Here is a 24,851-nt window from a genome sequence, read left to right as displayed (position 1 = left end):
CACTCACCCGCTCAGGCAACTGCACCAACGAAATCATATCCACAGGCGTATCAAGTTGAGTATCAAAATCAAAGATCCAAAACTCATCAAAATTGCACAGCAACACATAACGCGGACGATCGGGCACCAGTCGAGTCCAATATTCAAACGCTTGAGAATAATGCTTGTTGAGATCTTCCCCTTGCTTCTTCATCTCGATCAAAACGCGAGGCTTCCAGACCAGATCCGCAAAGCCCGTCTTCCCCTGTTTGCTGCCCTTTTTCACCCGCTCCTCATACACGGCTCCCGCCTCGATCGCGCCTTCATACCCAAATGCACGAAAGAAGCGATCGAGAAACACCTGAGCTTCTCCTTTTTCATCACCCTTGAGATGTTGCTGACGAAATAGAACAAACTTTTGTAGGGTTTCGGGAGTCGCTGACATGGACAATTAAGCTCAATGTTTCTACCAAGTTACCAACTTTAGCAATGACTGCGCTGCAAAAAAAGTCAATTGCCCCGCCTCCAAACCTACGATCGCTTTTCTGTTGGATGAATGCCTCTCTCCCCCCAACCACGATCGCACCTATACTGAAATCAACTGTTGCATCCCAAAAATTGCACCATGCTTTCACCAGACCTGACAACAAAAGTTATTGCACTATCCATTCGCGATCGCCGCATAATCTAATTGCCAAACGGTCGATCGCCCTTTCCGTTGATCAAACCTGCCACCGGAAATCGCCCTTACCCAACCACCGCTTGACTTTCGAGAAGACTGATCGAACTTCAGCATCGGGAGGGTCGATCTACTTTTTTTGCTAAACTTCACCAGAATAAGCACTCAGGAAAACAAGCTGATTCACCATTGATTCCGCCGATCGATCCGCAATCAGCTTCAATAGCCGCCGCATCTGATCACCGATCGCATAATCCTGTGATGACACAACAATTCCCGCATGATTGCGTCCATCCGCCAAAAACTGGCCATGCAACTGACAAAAATCGCCCACATTGAACGTGTAAAACATCCGTCCCTGAGACGTTGCCAAAATCAACTGTTCCTCATCGCTAAAACCAGTTGTTAAAGTTTCTCCTGCGGTGATCAGATCAACCCCACGGCCACGCAAAGACTCTACCAACCGCCGATCCATTGCATCCTCGTCAATGTACAACCGCACATCACTCATAACCACTACCCAACCTGAGCCGAAAGCCTTCTATATTCAGCCTTTTCCTCAGCCAAATAGTGCTCAATTTCGGCCCGATTGCTGTGATAGTACGTTAACGCTGCATAGATTTGTGCTAGGCTCACCGTCCCCACACGATCACAAATCTCCTCCGCATTCAGCCCCATTTTGTACCATGCGGCCACGCGCTGCACCGAAAGGCGTGTTCCCGCTATTCGGGGTCGTCCGCCCAATGTTTCAGGAGACCTCGCTACCAATGTCGCAATATCCGTAGAAGGTGAAATCATAGCTGAACCGCTTCTAGCTTAATCCTCTGATCATAATCGATTCGCCAATTATCCAGCCAGCGCGCTTTCCGATTGCCCCTTCTCCCCAAACGGCTTGAGAAACGCAATCGTCCTTTCACAGTTATGTTGGGAGAGCGATCGCTTATCCATTCTCATCCAACCAAGTTTCGAGATCGGCGATCGCTCCCGAACTTACAAGGACGATCGCCTTGAACTCATGCAAGCGATCGTAGAATCTCTCCAAAACCTATCCTCTCAGAGGTGCTGACCATTCTCATCCAGCTAGATTTTGAGATCAGTGATTGTTCCAAAATTCAAAAGGGCGATCGCGAGTGCTTCTGCCTGTGTACGTCCACCTCTCGACAGCTCAACGGTGTGAACTTGTACATCTTGACACTCCCACGCCTAAAGGCAGTGGGATTCTTGGCTCATCGAAACCACTTAACCTGGAGTCCTTGCGTCGTCCAGACCAGAGGTGGGATTCTCCCCAAGCGTTAATTCGGGTATGCCCTACCCTATTTGCTTTTCAGCAAGTCCTGTTTAATTTCGGAGGCAATTGCTCCAAAAGCTGTTCGTCTAGCTCCTCTGAATCTTTTACCTACTGCGAGGGGGAGTCTAGAAAAATGCAGTAGAACCGCATCGATTCAGTTTTCAAGGTGCAGCGTGCCCTTGGGCGGCTAGGTTTTTAACGTGGTTGATTACCTTGTCCACAAGTCCAAATATACGGCAAAAAGGAGCGCGATTTTATGAAGATTGCTGGACTCTGCCTGCTACCGCAGGCGCGGGAACCCTAACGACATCCCACGGCTAAAGCACGATGGGTTTTGTGGGTTCCCGAACCCTCCCACTTCTATAACGAGACATCAGTTCGATGAACGCTTCGCTTCGCTTTTAGATCCAGGAACGCCCCCTAAATCCCCCACGAGTGAGGGACTTTGAACCAGAATTCCTCTCTTAAAGTCCCCCAAAATTGGGGGGTTGGGGGGCAGAAGCCGTGAACAACGAAGCGAAAAAACTCTCATCGAATTCACGTTAACGAGAGACCTCACTCCAAAGCCGCTCATACAGTTGCTCATCGCGCTGAAACTGCACCTCACAAAAGTAAACAGTGCCCGGTGCATCACCTGCGGGTGGCAGAAACACTCCATCAATCTCAAACTTGGTTTCTTTCACAGCTACCGAGTCAACCCGATCGCGCAAGCTTCGCTACACGTTGTGTTCGCCATTCTCTAGAGGACGATCGAGCAACTCAAACAACCGTGTCGGAGATTGCTGAAACAAGCGAAAGAAAATGGAATTACGCCGCATACAAGAACGCCAGAACTAGTCCAATTATTGACGATCCCTCATCTCTCCTCGCGCAGCGGATTACCGCCAAAGGGGGAACAGATCATCGAAGTTCTCCCTCATCCCTCACCCAATGGAAGCAATCGCTCTAGATCCAGGTCAGCAGCGACTTGCGCCAACTTCACTAAATCAGTCGGGTCAGACAAATGGGGAATCAAGCCCAACACAGGAATGCTCGTCAGCGACTCGATCAAATCCGCAGGTGCCCAATCTGCAATGTCTTGTTCAGAACAGGGCTTCACGCAATTGAGAACAATCCCCTTGAGATGAATTTTGGACTGTCGAGCCAAAGCCACATTAGCTACGGCCTGCCCGATCGCACCCAACTTGACAGGCACCACCAACACCACGGGTAATCGCCAATCCCACGCCAAATCTGCTACCGTCGTTTCGCGAGTCACGGGCGATCCCAGTCCACCCAGCGCTTCTACCAGCACAAAATCTCGCTGTCGGTGTAATGCCTCAAACGCCTGCCAAATCTTCTCTAGCTTGACGCGCTTGCCTTCTTTTTCGGCAGCGATCGGAGGAGCCAACGGCGCATCAAAATGGACGGGATTGAGTTCTTCCCAGGTTTGATCTAGCGAGAAGAGACGATCGTAGAGTTCGCGATCGCCCACTCCCGTCTGAAGCGGTTTGATAATTCCCAGCGTTTGAGAATTGCAGTAAGTTTGCCAATAGGCGGCCAGTGCCGTTGTTAAAACGGTTTTTCCAGCGTCTGTATCGGTTCCAGTAATCAATAGTGCGTTCAAAAGAATCTTGACAGTGTGAGAGGACAGAAAAGATAGAAGCTTGGTTACTAAAAACTTACCACCTACCTGCCCCTTCACCTCGGCTACTGAACATTGATATCTAGCTGAAATTCAGTGTTTCCGTTAGCCACCACATCGACCTGATAGTCACCGCCTATGGGCAGTTGAGCCTGCCATTGCAGCGTTCCCACAGCATCTTCAACAGGTCTGCCATCCGGGTAGCGAATCGTCAGCGTAGCATCTCCACTTCGTAGCCGGGCACTGAGAAGCTGACCCTTTTGAGCATTCACCAGATAGCGCTTGATCACTTGGGGGCTGGCACTACCGCTCAGTTGCGTCCCGACTTGTCCGGCTGGAATATTCACCCTTTCAGTTTCAGTAGTTTGATTGCCGCCCTGATCAGGAGAAGGGTCAACCGTTGGAGCAACCGTCGGAGTAGGTGCAGCAGGTGTTTTGAGATTGACATCCAGCTTAAAGTCGCTCTTGGCAAGCCCTTTTACTGTTCTGAGTTGCACAAAATAATCGCCCGTGAAGGGCAGTTCTCCACTCCAGTTTGAGACGCGGGTTGAGCGATCGTCCACCGCTTCTTTGTTAGGAGCCAAGACCGTCATCAACACCCCTTCACTGGTCAGCGCTGCATTTAACTGCTGTCCTTGCTGTCCTGGAACAATGAAGTTTAGCGTTTCGTTGGCTCTCAGCGTCCCGTCTCTCGACACAGGCTTGCCGTCTGCCACATTTAACCGTTGACTAAACGCAACTGGCTCACTCGTGGGACTGGGACTGGGACTCGGCTTGGGGGTCGGCTTGATCGTCGGACTCGGACTCGCCACGATCGTTTGGGTCGGTGAAGGGCTGGGGGTCGAAGGATTCATCAAAGTGCGTACCAGCGTCCAAGAACCCAAGCCCGTGAGCAAGACTAACCCTGTCCCGATCGCCCCCACAGCCCAGGGGTCATCCCAAAGCGAACTGCGAGTCGGAATCGTTGGCTCGGCTCGATTGATCGACGTGTTAGCGGTTGCAGGATCGGCAAGAGGCGATCGACCCACGGCCATCGTGTCCATTCGAGAATTGATAGGCGTTTGGGGTTGGGCTGGCGGCGTGGCCATTGGCGGAGGAGTTTGAGGTAGTGGGGCCACGCTGGCCGGAGACTGGAGCGCCTGCAACACCTCGTTAGCGGACTGAAAGCGATCGGTCGTACGATAGCTCAACATCTTGTTCAAGACTTGAGAAAAGCCAGGATTGATCGTGATCAAGCGTTGCCAGCGCCAGGTCATTGTCGTTTCGTCAAAGAGTTCCTGGGGTTCTCGCCCGGTGAGCAACACAACCGCCGTCACAGCCAAAGCATACAAATCACTATTGGGATAGGCGCGTCCCGTTTGCATCTGTTCGGTGGGAGCGTAGCCGAGTTTGCCGACGGTGGTCTGCTGGCGCACGGTTTCGGGAGACTGAATGCGAGTTGCCAACTCTTTGACGACGCCAAAATCGATGAGGACAGGCAGGCGATCGCTTTCTCGCAAAATCACATTATCGGGGGCAATATCGCGGTGAATGATGCCCTTGCCGTGAATGTAGGACAGGACGGGAAGCACCTGCCGCACAAGCTGCAACACCTCATTTTCTGTAAAGACAAATCCCTGAGACTTGCGTTCGTCTAACAGCGCTCGATAGGTTTTGCCTTCGACGTAATCTTGAACCAAAAAGAAGCGCTGATCTTGAGCAAACGTCGCCCGAAACTGGGGAATCTGAGGATGCTGAATCCCATAAAGCACCTGAGCCTCGCGCTGAAAAAGCTCTTTGGATTTCTCCAGGGCGTAGGCATTGTCTTGAGGTGGCATCAATTCTTTGAGCGCACACAACTCATTAAACCGCCCCTGGTCTTCTGCGAGATAAGTTCGACCAAACCCGCCCTGCCCTAGAATGCTGAGGACGCGGTAGCGGTTTTGCAGGATGGTTCCAGTGGGGATAGCGGTTTGCATAGGTAGATTCGATCGCTCACACTTAAATTTTATCTTTACAGAAGGTTTGGAGAAGTGACGCTGAGGTTCCAGTTTTGTGCTCAAAAACTCACCCCAAATTCAGTCTAAAGTCTACAGCCCAAAGCAGAACATGAGACAGCAGATCCGTAATTTGTTTTGACGAAAGCGATCGCTCTCTAAACAGCCAATTGTTTTCACGCTCCCAGTCTAGCTTTAACCCATTCCTGAACTTTTTTGCCGTCCGCTTTGCCCTTTAACTGCTGCATCGCTGGCCCCATGACTTTACCCATATCTTTTGCAGAAGCGGCCCCAACTTGAGCGATAATCCCGTCAATCACTTGCGTGATCTCTTGATCAGAAAGCTGTTGAGGCAAAAACTCTTCGATGATGACGAGTTCTGCTGCTTCTTGCTGGGCCAGATCGGCGCGGTTGGCTTTTTGGTACTGCTCGATCGAGTCCCGTCGCTGTTTGGCAATTTGAGAAAGCGCTTCGATCTCCTGGGTTTCGGTCAACTCGGTTTGCCCCGTCGGACGCACACTCACTTCCTTTTCTAACAAGACTTTCTTAATGCTGCGAAGCGTTTCTAACCGCACCTTATCCTTCGATTTCATGGCGGTCTTGATGCCTTCACCAATGCGATCGATCAAGCTCATGGGCTGTCCTCCTGTGCGTGGGGCTGGATTTTTTAGGATAGCTTACGAGCGCGGCGCTAGGATTAAAGCAGCATATTTCTCACTCAAAAGCAATTGTTTTGATACCGGAAACTCCGATTCATCAAATTCTCACAACATTAAAGAATTTGATTGCAGTTATTCGCTAAATTTGGCAGAATAAGTGACGTTAAATACAAATCGACTGAACAACTGCTGGCTAACAAATCGCCCAAAGTGAATCGCTCTCTCGATTGAAGAAAGGTGCGATCGCTCTGGTCAGCTTTCTAACAGCGTCAGCATTTTACTGTTCAAATTCAGCGCAAATTCAGCGATTGCCAATGCTTTTGGGTGTTAATAAATACTTTAAATCAGCGAAATCTGGGGCGATGTTTCTAAGCCTCGGTGATAAGATTGCGGTGAACGTGTTCGAGGGCTTGATGTGATCCGTTCTGCAACTCTAATTGCTCCGTCTGGTCTGCCGTCCATTCCTGACAACAATCGTCTACGCCTTTTATCTGGCTCTGCTAACGTTCCGCTCTCGCAAGAGGTGGCTCGTTATCTGGGCATGGATCTCAGTCCAATGGTGCGAAAACGGTTTGCCGATGGCGAGCTATATATTCAGATTCAAGAATCGATTCGGGGCTGTGATGTCTATCTGATCCAACCTACTTGCCGTCCAGTCAATGATCATTTAATGGAATTGATGATCATGGTGGATGCCTGTCGTCGAGCTTCGGCAAGACAAATTACGGCGGTGATTCCCTATTATGGATATGCGCGAGCCGATCGCAAAACCGCTGGTCGAGAGTCGATTACGGCCAAGCTGTCAGCCAACTTAATTACGCAAGCGGGTGCCAGTCGAGTCTTGGCAATGGATCTGCACTCGTCTCAGATTCAGGGTTATTTTGATGTGCCGCTCGATCATGTCTACGGATCGCCTGTTTTGTTGGACTATCTCGCCAAAAAGCAGCTTCCTGATATCGTTGTGGTGTCTCCTGATGTCGGTGGAGTTGCTCGTGCGCGAGCCTTTGCCAAAAAGCTGGATGACGCGCCGCTGGCAATTATTGACAAACGCCGTCAGGCACACAACATTGCTGAGGTGATGAATGTGATCGGGGATGTCAGGGGCAAAACTGCGGTGCTGGTAGACGACATGATCGATACGGCTGGCACGATTACGGAGGGTGCAAAACTGCTGCGCGAACAGGGTGCCCGTCAGGTTTATGCTTGCGCGACTCATGCGGTGTTTTCACCTCCGGCGATCGAGCGTCTATCGAGCGGCGTTTTGGAAGAGGTGATCGTCACGAATACGATTCCCGTTGAGCCAGAAAATCGCTTTCCGCAACTGACGGTTCTCTCGGTGGCTAATCTGCTGGGCGAAACCATTTGGCGGATTCACGAAGATAGCTCGGTGAGTAGTATGTTTCGGTAGCTTGGTTAGAAGCTGATTTGTTACCAAAAAGTAATGCAGATCCCCAATTCTTTGAGAGGTTGGGGATTTTGTTTTTTAACGTGAATTCGATGAAACTTTAGTTTTTGGAATAAGGAGAGTTCATTGAATGCACATGTTCTACTCCGCTAACTGCTTCAAATATTGCAGACACACTTCAGGAACGAGGCGCAATTCTCTGGAGCGGAAGCGATCGCACTCCACCCATCGCGCGACAAATTCTGTTTTACCTTCGATGCCACGAATTTCTGACTGCTGGTAAAGGCTGGCATCGACCAAATCGCACTGATAAGACTGAATCCACTCGTGCCCCGGTTTACCGTTGTAGGTAAACAAATTTTCCACAAATCCTAACGATCGAATATTCGTCACCTCCGCTTGAATTTCTTCTAAAAACTCTCGTCTCAGGGCCGCTTCGCTCGTTTCACCAAAATCAACGCCGCCCCCCAGACATCGGTAAAAATAATCTTGCTTGACAAAATCGTACTCACTGGCAACCAGAAGGCGATCGCCCGACAGCACCCAACCCAACACCAACGGTCGAATTCGTGACTTACTCATGCAGATCTCTCGCTTTGATCCTTGATAATTTGATCCTTGATAAACACACAGTTGATAAACTTCAGCGACGAACTAGCCTTTTCGTGAAAGCCTTCTAGTACCATTGAAACTAAGTTATGAGAAGTGTGAGCTATGAGTTTAGGTAGTAATTCAAAGATCAAATTCGGAACGGATGGCTGGCGCGGCATTATCGCCGACGACTTCACGTTCGCTAATGTTTGTAAAGTGACCCGCGCGATCGCCAGTTATCTCGAAACTGCCTACTCGAAAGATCGTCCGGTGCTGATTAGTTATGACACGCGCTTTTTGGCTGACCAATTTGCTCACACGTCGGCGGGCGTTTTGGCAGACCTGGGCTGGACGGTGCAGGTGGTTGATCGCGATTGCCCGACTCCGGTGATTGCTTACAATGCTCGTCACCTCAATTCGGCGGGGGCGCTGATGTTTACGGCGAGTCACAATCCTGCGCCTTACTGTGGGATCAAGTACATTCCCGATTATGCTGGCCCGGCCACTACGCAGATCACAGATACGATCGTCGCCAATCTCGAAAGTGCTTCGGATGCGCCGCCCAGTGGCAAAAGTGCGGATAAGATTTCAACCTTTGACCCCAAGCCTGCTTATTTGGAGTTTATTTACAGCTTGCTGGATGTCGATCGCATTCGCAATGCCAAGCTAAAAGTTAAATATGACGCGCTTTATTCCACATCTCGCGGCTATCTAGACACGGTTTTGGATCACTGCGGCTGCGAAACTGAAAGCTTCCACACCTATCGCGATGTGCTGTTTGGCGGCGGAATGCCCGAACCCAAAGGCGAACAGCTTGTCGGCTTAGTCGAAGCGGTCAAAAAAGATCACGCCGATGTGGGCTTGGCAACGGATGGAGACAGCGATCGCTTTGGCATCGTGGATGAGCAAGGAACGTTTCTCACGCCCAACACCGTTTTGCTCTTGCTGGCGCGTCATCTCGTCAAAAATAAAGGCAAGCGAGGCGCGATCGTTCGGACAGTCGCCACCACACACTTACTCGACAATTTCGCCGCCAAATATGGGCTAGACCTGTACGAAACGGCCGTCGGCTTTAAGTACGTGGGCGAAAAGATGCGCGAAACGGCTGTCTTGATTGGCGGTGAAGAATCAGGCGGACTCAGCATTATCGGTCACATTCCCGAAAAAGATGGCGTGTTGGCTGACATGCTCGTGGCTGAAGCGATCGCTTACGAAGGCAAACCCTTGAGTCAATTGGTCGCCGAAGCGATCGCCGAAGCAGGCGGGCCGCTCTACAACCATCGATTAGACATGCACCTGACCAACGATCACAAGACGGCTGTGCTGGAGTCCTTTACCAAGAATCCTCCGTCTAGCATCGCGGGCATTGGAGTCAAAGAAGTCGGTCGTAAAGATGGCATCAAACTCTACCTCGAAGAAGGCAGTTGGGTGCTGTTGCGGCCGTCTGGAACCGAACCTCTGATTCGCGTTTACATGGAAACGACCTCCCCAGAAAAGATGACTCAACTCTCTGAATACATGGAGAAAATGATTCATCAGATCGAGGCAGTTCGCGTCTAGATCAAAGCGTCTGGCAGCGGATACAAAACGAATGGAGCAAAGATTTTTTGACTCGTTCTAAATCCGTTGCCAGCCCAAGTCTGAGACATTGTGAAACTTAAAACTTTTTCTATGAGATCTCTTGCTTCTTTGCTCACTGCCACGATCGTCGCCGTTTGGATTGTGGCGATCGCTCTGATTTCCGTTCAGAATGCGACTCCGGTGGCGCTGCGATTTCTCAACTTTCAGCTCATTGAGATTCCGTTTGGCTTGGTTTTGGCCTTTAGTGCAGGCATTGGGGTTTTGGGGACGGCGATCGCTCAACCTCTCCTTGATTTCTCCAGTCCACCTGACGATGATTAATAGGTGTATCCGTTAGAGACTCTTTTCTTTAAACTACGACAGCTTGTCTTTTGACAATTATATTTTCGTCACGGTATCTATAAGCGGGTGTGTGCGGGAGCAATCCCTTGCTTCTAGAGTCACATTGATTGCTAACCGTGGTGTGAAATGGTCAAGATTTTATCATTTTCGTCTCTGGGCATTGTTGGATTTGCTTGCTTATGCAAGGTTCCGTCTGCAAATGCACAAATTGCCCCTTTAGCAGAGCATCCGAGCAAGGCATCTTCCACGATTCTTCGTCTCAAGGATTTCGATCGCTCTCATGCGACAGACGTTAAAACTTGGTTAGCACAAACTGAACCGATTCGGATTATCCGAGTTCAACTAAAGCCTTCAGATCAAGGACTAGAACTTCGCCTGGAAACTTCTACCGAACAAGCCTTGCAGCCTCGATTCACTCGTCAGGGAAAGGCGATCGTAGCTGAACTCGAAAATACTGTACTAGCGCTTCCAGAAGGGCAGAGATTTCAGGCAAGTCAGCCGATTCCAGAAATTGATCGAGTAGACATTCTGCAAAAAACGCCCACGACGGTTCAGATTCAAATTACTGGAAGCCAGGATGCCCCAACAGCTTCGATCATGCCAGCGCAAGCGGGTTTAGTGTTAGCCGTCACGCCTGTCGAGCCTGAAGAGGAAGTCGTAGTGACTGCCCAAAAGCGCCCCGAACTCCAACAAGACGTACCCATTAGTTTGACAACGCTGACTAGAGCGCAGATTGAGGATGCCGATGTCAGTTCTGTCCGAGATGTGGCAGCCCAGACTCCAAACTTTTTTACTAGCACGGGCGATCGCTCCTTCAATTTTCAGACGATTCGCGGGTTAGGCAATAGCAACTATCTAGTCAGAGACGCAATCAGTTTTTATCTGGATGATGTGCCCTACGAAAATATTCACCAATACTTACCCGGCGAGTTGTTTGATTTAGAACGAGTCGAGGTGCTGCGCGGGCCTCAAGGCACTTTGTATGGGCGCAGTAGTCAAGCAGGTGTGATCAATGTGATCAGCCGTCCGCCGACCAATTTCCCTGAAGTTCGGATTGGGGCAGGCTATGGAAATTTTAATCAACGCCAGGCATCTTTATCGCTGAGTGATGCCGTCATCAAAGATACACTGGGGTTTCGGCTATCTGGCTCTTACAGTGCGCGGGATGGCTTTACCAAGAATGTCTTGCTGGGTGAAGATGCCAATGATCAAGACTCCTTGTTTGGACGGGCCAACATTCTGTGGACTCCTTCTAAGGAATGGGCGATTTCCTTCAACGCAAATGGTGGTCGCAACAACGATGGTGATAATACATTCGTCCCAATTACCCAGCGCGATCGCTTTCAAAGCGCCAGCAATATTCCCGGTTCATTAGATGTTTCCATCAACACCCAATCACTCAAAATTGCTTATGAAGGGTCTGCGGTGAATGTGACGGCGATTACTGCTCGCAACCAGACCAGTTTGGACTATACGCAAGATACTGACTACACACTGGATGATTTGCTTCGGAGTCGAGCGGACATTCCTTCTACGATTTGGAGCCAGGAGATTCGGCTCCAGTCGCCCCAGACCGCCAAGCAGTTTCGCTGGTTATTGGGAGGCTATTATCAGTCACGATCGCTTGACTTACTTCTCTCGACTGAGTATACCCCTCTGGTTGAGCCGCTGGGATTTCCGATTGGAATCGATCGCACCGATGCTCGATTTGATCAACGCACCTATGCCGTCTTCGGACAGATTGATATCCAACCCCTAGAAGCACTTACTCTGACGGCAGGCTTACGCTATGAAACCTTCCGAGACAACCTAAACCGCAGCAGTTCGTTTACCGATCCAGTTCTGGGTGAAACTCCAACTGGGTTGCGGCTTAGTGACTCGGTGACCGATGGCAATATTGTCTTACCACGATTTGCCGCGCAGTATCGTCTCAGTCCGGCAGTGATGGTCTATGGCAGTGCCTCACGCGGCTACAAACCAGGCACTCAAAACTACGCCTCCAACGATCCGACTACGCTGCTAGTACGTCCAGAAAAGCTGTGGAGCTACGAAGTAGGGCTAAAATCCACTTTGCTAAACAATCGCCTCACGGCAAACCTGGCGCTCTTTTGGAGCGATGTGGATGATTATCAGATTCTTTTGACTGATGGGATAGGGCTTTCGACGCTGATTGCCAACGGCGGTGTCAAAACTAATGGAGTAGAGCTAGAACTCAATGCCAAGCTGCTCAAAGGATTGGATCTAATTGCAGGATTTGGCTATACCAATGCTCGATTTACGCGCTATACCAATCCATTTTCAGGACAGAATTTTAGCGGCAATAAGCTCACCTACGCCCCTGAATTTACCTTTAACTTGGGAGCGCAGTACCGCAGTCCGGGCGGCTTTTTTGGCAGAGTGGACTTGCAAGGAGTTGGCACTTACTTCTTCAACGATTCCAATACCCTGAAGCAAGATCCCTTTTCGCTGGTGAATACTCGGATTGGGTACGAGTGGAAGGGCGGGGGCATCTACTTTTTTGTCAACAATCTGTTTGATAAAGAATACATCACCGTTGCTTTTACTGGATTTTTTGCTGACCTGGCTTCCTATGGCGATCGCCGCACCTTTGGCATTCAAGTGCGATCGACTTTTTAGGGCAAAGACAACAGAGGAGATGTTCTAAACGAAATAATGATTAGATTCAAGTGGTTCATTTACCTAATTACAGTTGGGTTATTGTGTGTTGAAATCCGGACTGCAAATGCACAGATTCCGTGAGTCAATCTGTTTGGTAAACGCTATCTCAATGGTGCATTTCTAGGTGCGGAACCATTAGCCACGTTTGGCGATCGACGGTTGTTTGGTTTCCAGATTCAAGCTACTTTTTAACTAGAAAACGTCCAGTAAACTTGAGTTGAAGGTGTCAAAGTCAATGAAGTCTACTCCACAATTAACTATCATGTTAGCGGTTAGTGTTTCCCTGCTCACCGCAGTCCTGGGAGTTCCTGCAATCTCTGCTGAAACTCAACCGATCGCCATTCGATTTGCAGCCAAAGTTGGCAAACAGCCCTTTGCTTGTGGCTCAAACTATAGCCTTGGCAAACCTGCTACAAACCAGACGCTTTCTGACTTTCGCTTTTACGTGTCGGAGGTCGCACTGATTGATGATCAGGGTAAAGCCGTTCCCCTCACCCTAGAACAAGATAACAAGTGGCAATACCAGAACGTGGCGCTATTAGACTTTGAAAACAAAATGGGAGCCTGTGTGAATGGCACAACTGAGATGCGCGATCGCATTGTTGGCACTGTTCCCAAAGGCAATTACACCGGGCTAAAATTTACGCTTGGACTTCCCTCTGGGCTAAACCACGAAGATTCTACTCTAGCTCCTTCACCCCTTAATCTCACTGGACTGTGGTGGAACTGGCAGTTTGGCTATAAGTTTGCCCGCATTGATCTACAAAGTCCAACAATGGCACCGATGGGCGGTCGTCAGAAGCATCAGGAACCAGGCGGCGAAGCATCCAGCGGGTTCCCGATCCATCTAGGCAGTGCAGGATGTCAGGCTGGAACTGCTAGTGAGAAACCCTCCCGATGTGATTTTCCGAACCGAGCTACGATCGTGCTGACTCGCTTTGATCCCGCCAAAAATCTAGTCGTGGCTGATCTAACACAGCTAGTCGCGACCACTAATTTGAACCAGAATCAACCCAAAACTGCACCAGGCTGCATGTCTGAGCCGGACGATCGCAACTGCGTCGGCATCATGGCAAATCTTGGGTTACCCTTTATGAGTAAACCTGCGGTCACACAAACCTTCTTCCGTGTTGAGTAAGAGACTCAAGAACAGCCGAAGCGTCGGGCGGGTCGTCATCCTGGCGATCGCGTTTCTATTCGCAATTAGTCTGAGTCAAGCACTCGCCACCCCCAAGCCCTACGAGTGGAATTTACCTGCTGGATTGCCAAAACCTGTAGTTCCTGCCGACAATCCGATGACGGCTGACAAAGTGGAGTTGGGGCGGCATTTATTTTATGAAAAGCGCCTCTCAATCACCGGAACTCATTCTTGTGCCTCCTGCCACGAGCAAAAACTTGCCTTCACGGATGGCAAACTGGTAGGAGTTGGAGCAACCGGAGAAAAGCATCCCCGCAACTCCATGAGTCTTGCTAACATTGCTTATAACTCAGTGCTAACCTGGGCAAATCCTCTGATGACCCGACTGGAAACTCAGGCGCTAGTTCCCATGTTTGGCGAGCATCCAGTCGAGCTAGGCATGGTTGGTAAAGAAGCGCAGATTCTTGCAATGCTGCGCCAAGATCCAACTTACCGAAAGCTTTTTTCAGCAGCATTTGGGGGCGACAATCGCACCATTAATCTCAGCAATCTCACGAAAGCATTGGCATCTTTTGAGCGTAGTTTGATTTCATTTGACTCGCCCTACGATCGCTATCGGTTTGGCGGCAGTAGAAACGCAATTTCTGCATCGGCTAAACGAGGCGAGAAGTTGTTTCACAGCGAACGTCTGGAGTGCTTTCACTGTCACGGTGGACTCAATTTCTCAGATTCAGTCCAGCATGAACGTCTGGCTTTTACGGAGATTGCCTTCCACAATACCGGACTCTACAACATCGACGGCAAAGGAGCCTTTCCAGCCAACAATACTGGAGTCTATGAAATCACTCGACAGCCCTCTGATATGGGTCGATTCAAAGCTCCCACCCTGCGAAATATTGCGCTCACGGCTCCCTACATGCACGACGGCAGTATTGCTACATTAGAAGAGGTGATTGAGCATTACCGTGTCGGTGGACGAACGCTGAATCATGGAGAAAATGCAGGAGTCGGCCGTGAAAATCCGTTCAAAAGCCACTTTATTTCTGGATTTGAACTTACTGAGACAGAGAAACAAGATCTGCTGGCGTTCTTGCACAGCTTGACGGATGAGTCATTTATCCACAATCCAGCCTTAAGTGATCCCAGTCGAATTTAATTTTCTGGTGTTGCTGAATGATGAATGATTGAATGTAGGGGCAATCCCCCCGTGGTTGCCCGAAAGCCCAGGGTAGGCACAGGGGCGCTACCCTTACAGTAGATTTTCCATTACACAATCAGCAACGCCAATTTTCTCAGTTATTTTCGCGGCTCTTCTATGGGCTTGAAAGTAAAATTGCAGTGGGAATTCCGCGTAAACGACTCCTGCGATCGCTTCTATTCTTTTAATATCGCACAAAGCCGCTCGAATTCAGGATGTTTGAGGCGATCGCCACTTTCAAGTTGATTAACCACGGATAAGCAGCAGAGGAGCGAATCTGAAACTCTGCCTCTGCAAAAAACTCCGTTTTGTCTAGAGCGCATACACCTGCCCATCGATCAAGAGCCGCGTAATGCCTTTGGCTTGCAGATGAGGGGCAGTTTTTTGCAAAATTCGGCTGTCAGGAATCTTGATCACTCTCTGGGTGCGAATGTTAGAAAATCGCTTGGCGACCCGATGATTATCAAACACAGGCAGCGTTTTTTCTTGAGTTTCTTCAGAAGGGATCTGTCCCAGTTCACCAAATTCTCTAAGCGGACGGGCGATTAATTCAGCAGAGCGATCGACGACCAAATAGCACGTTCTAGGTATCGCAGCTTCGGTCAGGGGCAAGACGCGAATAAACTCAGTGGCGCTCAACTGAAGGGCTGGCATGACCGAGGTTTCATCGTCCAGATCGTCGTCGTCATCGTCGTCGAGACCTTCTTCTAAGTCGTCTTCGAGGTCATCGAGGTCGTCCTCTTCTTCATCTAAGAGGCTGCCCGCCCTTAAATCGTCATCCAAAAGGGCTGCGGCGGCAACTATCGGTTCTTTGAGCGTGGGCAAAACTTTGGGGACTGGAGTCGGTTCAGGCTCGATCGATTCGTTCTCAGCGACCTCTGCTTCCGCCGAAGATCGTTTGCGCGATCGCCGAATCGGGGCTGGAGTCGTTCTGCCCGACGGAGAAACTAAGGGAACGGAAGCAGCAAGCTCGATCGATGGCTCCTCTAATACGACTTCTTCGGGTTCGACCGCAGGAGGGACTTCGAGAATACTCCCCTGGACGGGTGCTTCTTCGACTGGACGAGCCGTATCAGACTGATTGCGAGAGGCCGCCCGCTTTTGTTGGATTAGACCGTCATACTCCTCGGCGGACAGGCTGCTTTTGAGGATGCGACTAATGGTTGTGTTGCTGACACCATATTGACCTGCCAGAGTGAGTGTTGTCTCTCCAGGCTGACGATACAGTTCAACAATTTGGCGCTTATCAGAATCAGTCAGTTTGCTGGGGGTCATGCCGGGTTGCACGTAAAAGCGATCCTACTCATTCTATGCTGAAGCAGCCGATATCTGGGAAATCAGGGAGAGATTGAGAAGGGTGCGTTTTGCTGGCTCAACCTACCCTACAAGGAGGCTTTCTGAATATGCAAGCCGCAGCGAAGGAATTTATAATGCTGCATCCGACCAACACGATCGCCCCACCCAAAATTCTAAAAATCCTTTGCACCAATCCTTCTGATAGAGCGACACAGCAAGACTTACGAGAATGCGATACGATCGAGACATGAGAAGACGAACCTTGCTAATCGGTAGTACGACGATCGCTGGAATGGTTTTGTCATCCCATTATTTAAACAGGAAATCACCAGACATGGCTGCAACCAATCACGAATTTGAAATTACAAAAACTGATGACGAATGGCGCAAGCTGCTCACCCCCGAACAGTTTCAAGTGCTGAGAAAGCATGGCACAGAACGGGCGGGCACCAGTCCCTTAGATAAGGAGTATGGGGAAGGGCAATTTGTCTGTTCTGGGTGTGAGTTGCCGCTCTTTACATCAGAGACCAAGTTTAATAGCGGAACGGGTTGGCCTAGCTTTTATGCTCCGATCGAAGGGGCTATCGAAACTACCACCGATCGCAGTCTCTTTATGACTCGTGTTGAAGTTCATTGTCGTCGTTGTGGTGGACATTTGGGGCATGTGTTCAAGGATGGGCCCAGACCGACGGGCGATCGCTACTGTATGAATGGTGTCTCTCTGAAGTTTGTTCCCGCTTAAGGTCACCATCGGTTTGAGCCTCTCTAAAAGGGGCGGTTAATTATGAGACCCAATGCCTTAATCAGGTGTTGGGTTTTATTTTGTGAGTTTTATTTTGTGAATGAACCAGAAGATTATTTAGCCAACTGATACAGGTTCCCTATTTTTGACGGGTGAGGCGCAGAAGTGCTGAATAACGGACTGGACAAATTGACCAAACTTACTTTAGCAACCTTATCAAGAGCGTGTTATGACTGATTCTCTACAGTGTTCACAGCGGCAATATCCATTCTGTTGGAGGCCGATTAGTTCAAACAATGTGCATACGATCGCTCCCCCTGCTGCCAATTCAACTTCATCACCCAATGACACAGGACTAGTGATCGGAGGAACGATCGCGCTGGTACTTCCTTTTTTATTTGTTTTGCCTGTGATGGGCTATCGCAAATATCGAACAATTGTACTGCATCGTCAAGTGGCAACTCTAGAGCGCTTATGGAAAGTTGATTCTCATAAGTTATAGATCATTAAACGTAAAGGGTAATGAGCCAGGTATTACAACCCGATCGCTCACTACCCCGTTACCCGTTATGAAAAATCAATTAAAGATGAAGCTTTTACAACAGCTTTTTTTACACAGAAGCCGCCTGATCAGAATTCAAAGCTGACGGAGGATTGAGTGCCAGCATCACTCGTGAGATTCCGGTAAACAGTACACTTGATCCCACCAAAGTCCCCAGTAACCAGGGCGCATCAAAGGGAAACTGAAACCAGATCATGCCGCCCAACAACAGCGTGACAATGCCATTCCCAAGGGCCCAAGTCCAGTTGTGTTGAGGACGCAAACGAAAGGCCAGGATGATCTCAAAAACACCTTCTGTTAACAAGAAGCTACCTAACAAAATCGTCAGCGTCAAAATCCCGGTGAATGGATTGACAAACAACATGATGCCCGTGCCAATGTAGAGCAGACTGAGCAAAAGCTTCCAAATAAAGCCGCCCTGAGTGCGTGTCTGAAATGCATAGCCAAACTTAGCAAATCCAGCAGAAAGCACAATCAAAGCCACCCATGTTTCAGCAAAAATAGTGGAAACAGAAGGTAGTGCGATCGCCAAAATTCCAAATACAATCAGCAGCACCCCAATCCAAATCGAACCCCGATTCTGCTTTTGAAGATCCGTCTTGATATCTGTAACATTCGTCGTCATACAAAAGTTTCTCCTATAGTGATTGGATTTGCTTTTATAACTTAGAGAGTTTTTTTGAGATTTAATACAACCCTAAGATAGACTCAACGTTACGATCGGGGCTGATCTCGTTTTGACGATCGGTTGCCCTTTACTTTCCCTCTTTCTAAGGGCTACCGTGTACAGACAAGCAGATTGATCAGTCATTGCCGAGATGTTCCGCCCCCTACGTCCCCCATTTTGGGGAACTTTGAGTAGAAAGATTTTTACAGTTCAAGCAATTTCTCAAGGGTTCAAAGTCCCTCACTCGTGGGGGATTTAGGGGGCTGAAGCCGACTGAAACGAAGCGATTGACGACTTATGTATACACGGTAGCCTTCTGAGGGAGATTAGAGGAGATCAAAAGATGTACAGCTTCGCAAAGCGTTGGTATGAGATTTTTAAGGAATTTGAGTTAAGAAATTTAAGCTTTGATTTTTGCTCACCCATGACATCTGGAAAAAACACAAGTCAATCTTTCTTTAGAAGGAATTGCATCTACCGATAGAGGTGGAAAATTGTATTTGTTTCTAACTTAGAATAGCCGTCGTTGAGAAACCTCCGCAAAGTCAGAGGGTAGACAAAATAATCACATAGACCTGCCCAACGCTGCGATATCACAGGTCTATCACTTGCTCACATTTGGAAATTTGCCATGTATGAAGTCGTCCAAGCGGTCTTAAATAGCGAAGAAAAAATCGCGCTGCGCCAACTGATCGAAGCCCTGAGCGAATCGGGGAACCGTTACTTTTTGAGGAATGAAATCCTTTTAGCGTTTGCAGATTATTGTCATCGATCGCAAAAACCAGGTTACTTTTATCGCGCCTCGTCGCTAGGTAAGCTGATTCATCACACTCACGAGATCATGCTAGAAAGCGACAACATCTGGCTAATCGTGCGCCCCTGGATTGCCAGCCAACAAATCTGGCGCTGGGATGCAGACCTCGAAAAAGCTGAACGCATGACCCCCCAAGCACTCCTCGAAGCGCGCGATCGCCTAGTCAATCGGGCCCAGCCTCAGATTTTTGAGCTAGATGTCAGTGCGTTTTACAAAGATAGTCCTGAAATTAGCGACCCGCGCACCATTGGTCAGGGGCTAGAGTTTCTCAATCATTATCTGTGTGATGAGTTGCAGACCAATCCTCAATACTGGTTAGATGCCCTGTTTGAAGCGCTGCATTTGCGTCAATATAATGACATTCCGCTGCTGGTCAACGATCGCATTCACAACGGACAAAAACTTCGCGAACAGGTTCAACAATCGCTGCGATTTTTACGACTTCATGATCCGGATGCTGCCTATGCCGACTTTCATCCCAAGCTGCAAGAAATGGGACTGGAGCCAGGATGGGGCAATACGATCGGGCGGGCCTGCGAAACGTTAGAACTGCTCGATCGCTTGATTGACAGTCCCCAACCCGCAATCTTGGAGGCATTTGTGTCTCGTGTGCCTGCGATTTTTCGAGTGGTGCTAGTCTCGGTGCACGGGTGGGTGGGACAAGAAAGTGTGCTAGGGCGACCCGAAACCGCCGGACAGGTGGCTTATGTGTTGGATCAAGCCCGGAGTCTAGAAAATAAGCTGCGAGAAGATATTCAGATTGCAGGACTCGACTTGCTGGGAATCCAACCCCAGGTGGTGATTTTGACGCGGCTCATTCCCAATTGTGAAGGCACTCAGTGTGGGCTGCGTTTAGAAAAAATCGATGGGACAGAGCACGGCTGGATTCTCCGGGTGCCCTTTCAAGAATTTAACCCCAACGTCACTCAAAATTGGATTTCTAAATTTGAAATCTTCCCTTATCTAGAAAGCTTTGCGCTAGATGCCGAAGCCGAACTGCTCAAACAATTACAGGGTCGTCCCAATCTAATTATTGGTAACTACACCGATGGCAATTTGGTGGCATTTCTATTAGCGCGTCGGCTCAAAACGCTGCACTGCAATATTGCTCATTCTTTAGAGAAACCTAAATACTTATTCAGCAATCTTTATTGGCAAGATTTAGAGGATCAGTATCATTTTTCGGCTCAATTTACCGCCGATTTGATCAGCATGAATGCGGCAGACTTTGTGATCACATCGTCGTATCAAGAAATCGTCGGAACGCCTGAAACAGTAGGGCAGTACGAATCCTACAAGTGTTTTACGATGCCTCAGCTTTATCACGTCGTCGATGGGGTTAATCTCTTTCATCCCAAGTTTAATCGAGTGCCACCGGGAGTAAATGAGACGTTTTTCTTCCCTTACACTCAGACAGAAGAGCGACGCAACTGTACGCGCATTCAAGACTTAATCTTTTATCGTCAATCCGATGACATTTTGGGCAATTTGCAAAATTCTGAGAAGCGATCAATGCTGGCCGTTTCTCCCATAAATGCCATCAAAAATCTTGCGGGATTAGTGGAATGCTTCGCCAAAAATCAGGAACTTCAAGATAAGTGCAATCTGATTTTAGTCACCAACAAAATACATGCTTCAGCCGCAAAAAGTCCCGAAGAAGCGGACGAAATTGCAAAGCTGCATCACCTGATCGACCACTATCAGCTTCACGATCGCCTGCGGTGGATTGGCATTCGGCTCCCCAGTGAAGATCTGGGAGAAGTGTATCGAGCGATCGCGGACAAAGGCGGGATTTTTGTGCATTTTGCGCGATTTGAGGCGTTTGGACGCACCATTTTAGAAGCGATGATCTCTGGCTTACCGACCTTTGCCACTGAGTTTGGCGGAGCCGTAGAAATCATTCAGGACGAAGAAAACGGCTTTTTGATCAATCCCACCGACTTTGAGTCCAGCACTCAAAAAATCTTGCAGTTTCTCCAACAGTGTGACGCTGACGCTATGGCATGGAAAACACTATCCGACAAATCCATCCATCGCATTCGCGAACAGTATAATTGGCGATTACACACAGAGCGATTGTTGGCGATCGCCAAAGTTTACGGATTTGGCAGCTACATTTCTCGTGACAGTCGCGAACCTCTGATGCGATACCTGGAAGCGTTATTTCATCTGCTTTATAAGCCAAGAGCCGACCTGATCTTGGAACAGCACAAGCAGCGATGAAGTCATCAGTGTTAAGTTGTCTACCAAAACAAAAACAAGTCTTAAGTTCTGAATGAAAGTACAACAACCGCCGGGGGGAGAGGGACAATAGAAAAAGTTTCACGACCTCAGTAGCACAGAACACAATCAACCCTTTCTAGATTGGCGTGACTTTTAGAAGACTAGCGCTGCAACTGCACAACATGGAAAGCTGCCTAAATTCCTTCGCTAGTGAGAACTTTGAATCAGAACCCCAGGTTTGAAGTTCTCTAACACGCCCGATCGAGGACAAAAAACAAATTCCGACGCAAAAAACTTCCTGAAAACAGACGCTCAGACGTTAAATTGACGGCCCATTCCTTCCCCCGTGACGATATGCAGACCCAATCTCCCCCTCCCCAAGTCGATCAAGCCCTGCTCATGAACACTCCAGATCAATCTCCTGCCCTCAGATACACCGATTGGACATTGATCGAAACTCAATGGATTCCTGACCAACTACACGCTAGAGAAACCGTCTTTACGATCGGCAATGGCTACGTCGGCACCCGCGGCACCTTTGAGGAAGGCTACCCTCGCGCGACTCCTTCGACGCTGATTCATGGCGTTTATGACAGTGTGCCTGTGATGTACACCGAGTTGGTCAACTGTCCCGATTGGCTGCCTTTGTCGGTGAGCCTCAATGGAGAGCGGTTTCGCCTAGAGCAGGGAGAAATTTTGAGCTATGAGCGACAGTTGGATGTGAGGCGAGGTTTGTTGAGTCGATCGGTGCGGTGGCGCAGTCCCAATGGCAAGACGATCGAGTTGAAGTTTGAGCGATTTGCGAGTTTGGCTGACCAGAATGTGTTGGCTTTGCGCTGTCAGATCACGCCGATCGACTTTAGTGGCTATGTCGAAGTCCAGGCAAGTATGAATGGCTATCCCGAAAATCAGGGCTTTAATCACTGGGAATGGCTCAATCAGGGCAAAGCTGATCAGGGTGTGTGGCTCCAGGTGCGGACTCGCAGTTCGAGAATTGAGTTAGGGATGGCTTCAGGAATGACGATCTCTGGGGCAGAAGCGTCGTTACAGGTGACGAGCGTTCCCGGTTATCCCACCCTGACTTCTGGATTTATGGCAGCGGATGGGCAAACGGTGACCGTCGAAAATGTGATCACGGTTTTCACCTCTAGAGAGGTCGAATCGCCTGCCCAAGCGGCTCAAACAAAACTGGCCGACTTGCCGCCTTATGATCAATTACTCAAAGCCCACGAGCAGGCCTGGAGTCAGGTGTGGCAAACCAGCGATGTCGTGATCGAAGGCGACACCAGAGCACAACTTGCGATTCGTTACAACCTGTTTCAGCTATTGATTGCGGCTCCTCAACAGGACGATCGCGTTAGCATTCCCGCAAAAACGCTCTCTGGCTTTGGCTATCGAGGTCACGTCTTTTGGGATACCGAGATTTTTCTGCTGCCCTTTTTTACTTATACGCAGCCCGCGATCGCTAAAAATCTGCTCACCTATCGCTACCACACCCTGGCCGGAGCGCGACGCAAAGCGGCCTACTATGGCTACAAAGGGGCGATGTTTGCCTGGGAAAGTGCCGATACGGGGGATGAAGTCACGCCTCGTTGGGCGTTGCCGACTGACCCTTATGCCGAAGATATCCGAATTTGGTGCCGCGATCGGGAGATTCACATCAGCGCAGATATCTCGTATGCAACGTGGTATTACTGGAAAGCAACAGGCGACGATGAATGGATGCGCGATTGTGGGGCGGAATTGATTTTAGATACGGCGGTGTTCTGGAGAAGTCGCGTCGAGTGGAATACCAAAAAAGAATACTATGAAATCCGAGAAGTAATCGGAGCCGATGAATATCACGAACACGACGTACACAACAGCGCATTCACCAATCGGATGGCTCAGTGGAATCTAGAAAAAGCAATTTATGTCTTTGATTGGCTGTTTCACACCTACCCCGACAAAGCGATCGAGCTACAGCAAAAATTACAACTGACTTCAGAGCGGCGATCGCGTTGGGAAGATATTGTCAAAAACATCTCCATCCCCTATGACAAAAAGACGGGCTTGATTGAAGAGTTTGACGGCTTTTTTGCCCTCGAAGACATCAAATTAGCAGACTATGAGCCGCGCACAAAATCCATGCAGTCCATTTTGGGCATTGATGGCGCTAACAAGCGTCAAGTTCTCAAACAGCCCGATGTATTGATGCTGCTGTATCTGATGCGTCAATCTCAAGAGTTTCCCTACAATCTGGAGATCTTGCAGAAAAATTGGGACTACTACGCCCCGCGCACTGATATTACCTATGGCTCCTCGCTTGGCCCAGCGATTCATGCCATTCTCGCGTCTGATTTGGGTGATCCGCAAGAAGCTTACGATCGCTTTATGCAGGCCGCAATGGTCGATCTCGAAGATGTGCGCGGCAATGCCGCCGAAGGGATTCACGGAGCGTCTGCGGGGGGCATTTGGCAAGCGGTAATTTGGGGATTTGCGGGGGTAAAACTAACCGAAGCAGGGCCGATTGCCAATCCTCATCTGCCTCCCAATTGGACGCGATTAAACTTCAAACTACACTGGCGCGGTGAATGGCACGAATTTGATCTGACGAATGCAACGACTAGCAGTTCAGAACCCGTAATTCAGCAGGTGAAATCATGACTCCATCGGACAATTCTCTGACGAATTCAGCCCCTTCTCTACCCCATCCTTTTGACATTCAGGGCGTGATTTTTGATCTAGATGGCGTGTTGACCGACACCGCAGAATATCACTACCGATCGTGGCAACGATTAGCTGATGAAGAGGGGTTGCCCTTCGATCGTCAAGCGAATGAAGCGCTGCGAGGTGTGTCTCGTCGTGAATCGTTAATGCACATCATTGGGAATCGATCGTATACAGAAGCGCAAATCCAGGAGATGATGGAGCGCAAAAACAAAAACTACGTCGAATCGATCAAAGAAGTGACTCCAGCCGATCTACTTCCGGGATCGCTAGAGCTATTAGACGAACTAAGGCAAGCCGGAATCAAAACAGCATTAGGATCGGCCAGCAAAAACGCTCGTACCGTGATTGAGAAACTGGGCATTGTCGATCGAATCGATGCGATCGCCGATGGCTACAGTGTGCAAAATCCCAAACCTGCACCGGATCTGTTTCTATTTGCGGCTAATGAGATTGGGTTACAGCCGTTTCAGTGTGTCGTGATCGAAGACGCAGCGGCGGGAATCGAGGCCGCGATCGCGGCGGGAATGTGGGCGGTCGGATTGGGGCCGAGCGATCGAGTTGGGGCAGCCCATGTCGTGTTACCCAGTCTTGAAGGCATCAAATGGTTAGACTTACGAACAAAATTAGCGAACGTCGCGAGTAGCAACACTTCGGACAAAATTAAGCAGCGATCACGCCGTAGGAGCGCAGACTTTC

The 24,851-nt window shown here is 49.3% G+C and carries 23 protein-coding genes; 12 read left to right on the top strand and 11 right to left on the bottom strand.

The window, feature by feature from the left end; translation table 11 throughout:
* From ACKFKF_RS27010 to ACKFKF_RS26975, 8 genes are all read right to left on the bottom strand, one after another.
* Positions 1–424, bottom strand: a 424-nt coding sequence (locus ACKFKF_RS27010; RefSeq protein ID WP_446870482.1) for a type IIL restriction-modification enzyme MmeI, incomplete at its 3' end; no start/stop codon positions are given.
* 216 nt (positions 425–640) lie between these two features.
* The gene (locus ACKFKF_RS27005) at positions 641–775 is read right to left on the bottom strand and encodes a hypothetical protein (RefSeq protein WP_446861302.1); all 135 of its coding nucleotides are present in this window, start codon (positions 773–775) and stop codon (positions 641–643) included.
* Positions 776–800: 25 nt separating this feature from the next.
* On the bottom strand, positions 801–1,169 hold the full coding sequence (locus ACKFKF_RS27000; RefSeq protein ID WP_446861301.1) for a DUF5615 family PIN-like protein: 369 nt from the start codon (positions 1,167–1,169) through the stop codon (positions 801–803).
* 5 nt (positions 1,170–1,174) lie between these two features.
* On the bottom strand, positions 1,175–1,456 hold the full coding sequence (locus tag ACKFKF_RS26995) for a DUF433 domain-containing protein (protein ID WP_446861300.1): 282 nt from the start codon (positions 1,454–1,456) through the stop codon (positions 1,175–1,177).
* A gap of 1,032 nt (positions 1,457–2,488) precedes the next feature.
* Positions 2,489–2,629 (bottom strand): DUF2887 domain-containing protein, encoded by a 141-nt coding sequence (locus tag ACKFKF_RS26990; protein ID WP_446861299.1) that lies wholly within the window; start codon positions 2,627–2,629, stop codon positions 2,489–2,491.
* A gap of 233 nt (positions 2,630–2,862) precedes the next feature.
* Complete coding sequence (gene bioD, locus ACKFKF_RS26985; protein WP_446870481.1) at positions 2,863–3,552, bottom strand: dethiobiotin synthase; 690 nt, start codon at positions 3,550–3,552, stop codon at positions 2,863–2,865.
* 83 nt (positions 3,553–3,635) lie between these two features.
* Positions 3,636–5,528: a protein kinase domain-containing protein gene (locus tag ACKFKF_RS26980; protein ID WP_446870480.1), complete on the bottom strand. Its 1,893-nt coding sequence runs from the start codon at positions 5,526–5,528 to the stop codon at positions 3,636–3,638.
* A 194-nt stretch (positions 5,529–5,722) separates the two neighbouring features.
* On the bottom strand, positions 5,723–6,181 hold the full coding sequence (locus ACKFKF_RS26975) for a GatB/YqeY domain-containing protein (RefSeq protein WP_446870479.1): 459 nt from the start codon (positions 6,179–6,181) through the stop codon (positions 5,723–5,725).
* 439 nt (positions 6,182–6,620) lie between these two features.
* Between ACKFKF_RS26975 and ACKFKF_RS26970 the strand changes: the two genes are divergently transcribed.
* Positions 6,621–7,613, top strand: a complete 993-nt coding sequence (locus ACKFKF_RS26970) for a ribose-phosphate pyrophosphokinase (protein WP_446870478.1) — start codon at positions 6,621–6,623, stop codon at positions 7,611–7,613.
* A 138-nt stretch (positions 7,614–7,751) separates the two neighbouring features.
* Here the strand turns inward: ACKFKF_RS26970 and ACKFKF_RS26965 are convergent, their stop codons facing one another.
* The gene (locus ACKFKF_RS26965; RefSeq protein WP_446870477.1) at positions 7,752–8,192 is read right to left on the bottom strand and encodes an NUDIX hydrolase; all 441 of its coding nucleotides are present in this window, start codon (positions 8,190–8,192) and stop codon (positions 7,752–7,754) included.
* 132 nt (positions 8,193–8,324) lie between these two features.
* Between ACKFKF_RS26965 and ACKFKF_RS26960 the strand changes: the two genes are divergently transcribed.
* From ACKFKF_RS26960 to ACKFKF_RS26940, 5 genes are all read left to right on the top strand, one after another.
* Positions 8,325–9,761 carry a phosphoglucomutase/phosphomannomutase family protein gene (locus ACKFKF_RS26960; protein ID WP_446870476.1) on the top strand — a complete coding sequence of 479 codons (1,437 nt, stop codon included), beginning with the start codon at positions 8,325–8,327 and terminating at the stop codon, positions 9,759–9,761.
* Between the two features lie 111 nt (positions 9,762–9,872).
* Complete coding sequence (locus ACKFKF_RS26955; RefSeq protein WP_446870475.1) at positions 9,873–10,103, top strand: LapA family protein; 231 nt, start codon at positions 9,873–9,875, stop codon at positions 10,101–10,103.
* Between the two features lie 147 nt (positions 10,104–10,250).
* Positions 10,251–12,761, top strand: coding sequence for a TonB-dependent receptor domain-containing protein (locus ACKFKF_RS26950; RefSeq protein WP_446870474.1), 2,511 nt, complete (start codon positions 10,251–10,253; stop codon positions 12,759–12,761).
* A gap of 277 nt (positions 12,762–13,038) precedes the next feature.
* A complete protein-coding gene (locus ACKFKF_RS26945; RefSeq protein WP_446870473.1) occupies positions 13,039–13,941 on the top strand; it encodes an MbnP family copper-binding protein in 903 nt (300 codons plus the stop codon).
* A complete protein-coding gene (locus tag ACKFKF_RS26940) occupies positions 13,931–15,097 on the top strand; it encodes an MbnH family di-heme enzyme (protein WP_446870472.1) in 1,167 nt (388 codons plus the stop codon). Before ACKFKF_RS26945 ends, ACKFKF_RS26940 begins: the two co-directional genes overlap by 11 nt.
* Positions 15,098–15,451: 354 nt before the next feature.
* Here the strand turns inward: ACKFKF_RS26940 and ACKFKF_RS26935 are convergent, their stop codons facing one another.
* Complete coding sequence (locus tag ACKFKF_RS26935; RefSeq protein ID WP_446870471.1) at positions 15,452–16,414, bottom strand: hypothetical protein; 963 nt, start codon at positions 16,412–16,414, stop codon at positions 15,452–15,454.
* Positions 16,415–16,542: 128 nt separating this feature from the next.
* On the opposite strand from ACKFKF_RS26935, the gene ACKFKF_RS26930 reads away from it, so the two are divergent.
* The 3 genes from ACKFKF_RS26930 (at position 16,543) to ACKFKF_RS26920 (ending at position 17,679) form a co-directional block, all read left to right on the top strand.
* Positions 16,543–16,686: a hypothetical protein gene (locus ACKFKF_RS26930; RefSeq protein WP_446870470.1), complete on the top strand. Its 144-nt coding sequence runs from the start codon at positions 16,543–16,545 to the stop codon at positions 16,684–16,686.
* A gap of 83 nt (positions 16,687–16,769) precedes the next feature.
* Positions 16,770–17,177, top strand: coding sequence for a peptide-methionine (R)-S-oxide reductase MsrB (msrB, locus tag ACKFKF_RS26925; protein WP_446870469.1), 408 nt, complete (start codon positions 16,770–16,772; stop codon positions 17,175–17,177).
* A gap of 229 nt (positions 17,178–17,406) precedes the next feature.
* On the top strand, positions 17,407–17,679 hold the full coding sequence (locus ACKFKF_RS26920; protein ID WP_446870468.1) for a hypothetical protein: 273 nt from the start codon (positions 17,407–17,409) through the stop codon (positions 17,677–17,679).
* A 109-nt stretch (positions 17,680–17,788) separates the two neighbouring features.
* Here ACKFKF_RS26920 and ACKFKF_RS26915 read toward each other — a convergent pair whose 3' ends face one another.
* Positions 17,789–18,364 carry an HdeD family acid-resistance protein gene (locus tag ACKFKF_RS26915; RefSeq protein ID WP_446861283.1) on the bottom strand — a complete coding sequence of 192 codons (576 nt, stop codon included), beginning with the start codon at positions 18,362–18,364 and terminating at the stop codon, positions 17,789–17,791.
* Positions 18,365–19,037: 673 nt separating this feature from the next.
* On the opposite strand from ACKFKF_RS26915, the gene ACKFKF_RS26910 reads away from it, so the two are divergent.
* The 3 genes from ACKFKF_RS26910 to pgmB all read left to right on the top strand — a co-directional run.
* Positions 19,038–21,443, top strand: coding sequence for a sucrose synthase (locus ACKFKF_RS26910; protein ID WP_446870467.1), 2,406 nt, complete (start codon positions 19,038–19,040; stop codon positions 21,441–21,443).
* Positions 21,444–21,842: 399 nt separating this feature from the next.
* Positions 21,843–24,089, top strand: coding sequence for a glycoside hydrolase family 65 protein (locus ACKFKF_RS26905; protein ID WP_446870466.1), 2,247 nt, complete (start codon positions 21,843–21,845; stop codon positions 24,087–24,089).
* Positions 24,086–24,851 (top strand): beta-phosphoglucomutase (pgmB, locus tag ACKFKF_RS26900; protein WP_446870465.1); only part of this gene is annotated, 766 nt, incomplete at its 3' end. The genes ACKFKF_RS26905 and pgmB, both read left to right, overlap by 4 nt.

This window comes from Phormidesmis sp. 146-12 (genome assembly GCF_052939495.1).
The sequence above is the reverse complement of the archived record's forward strand: the minus strand, read 5'-3'. Positions and strand labels throughout refer to the sequence as shown.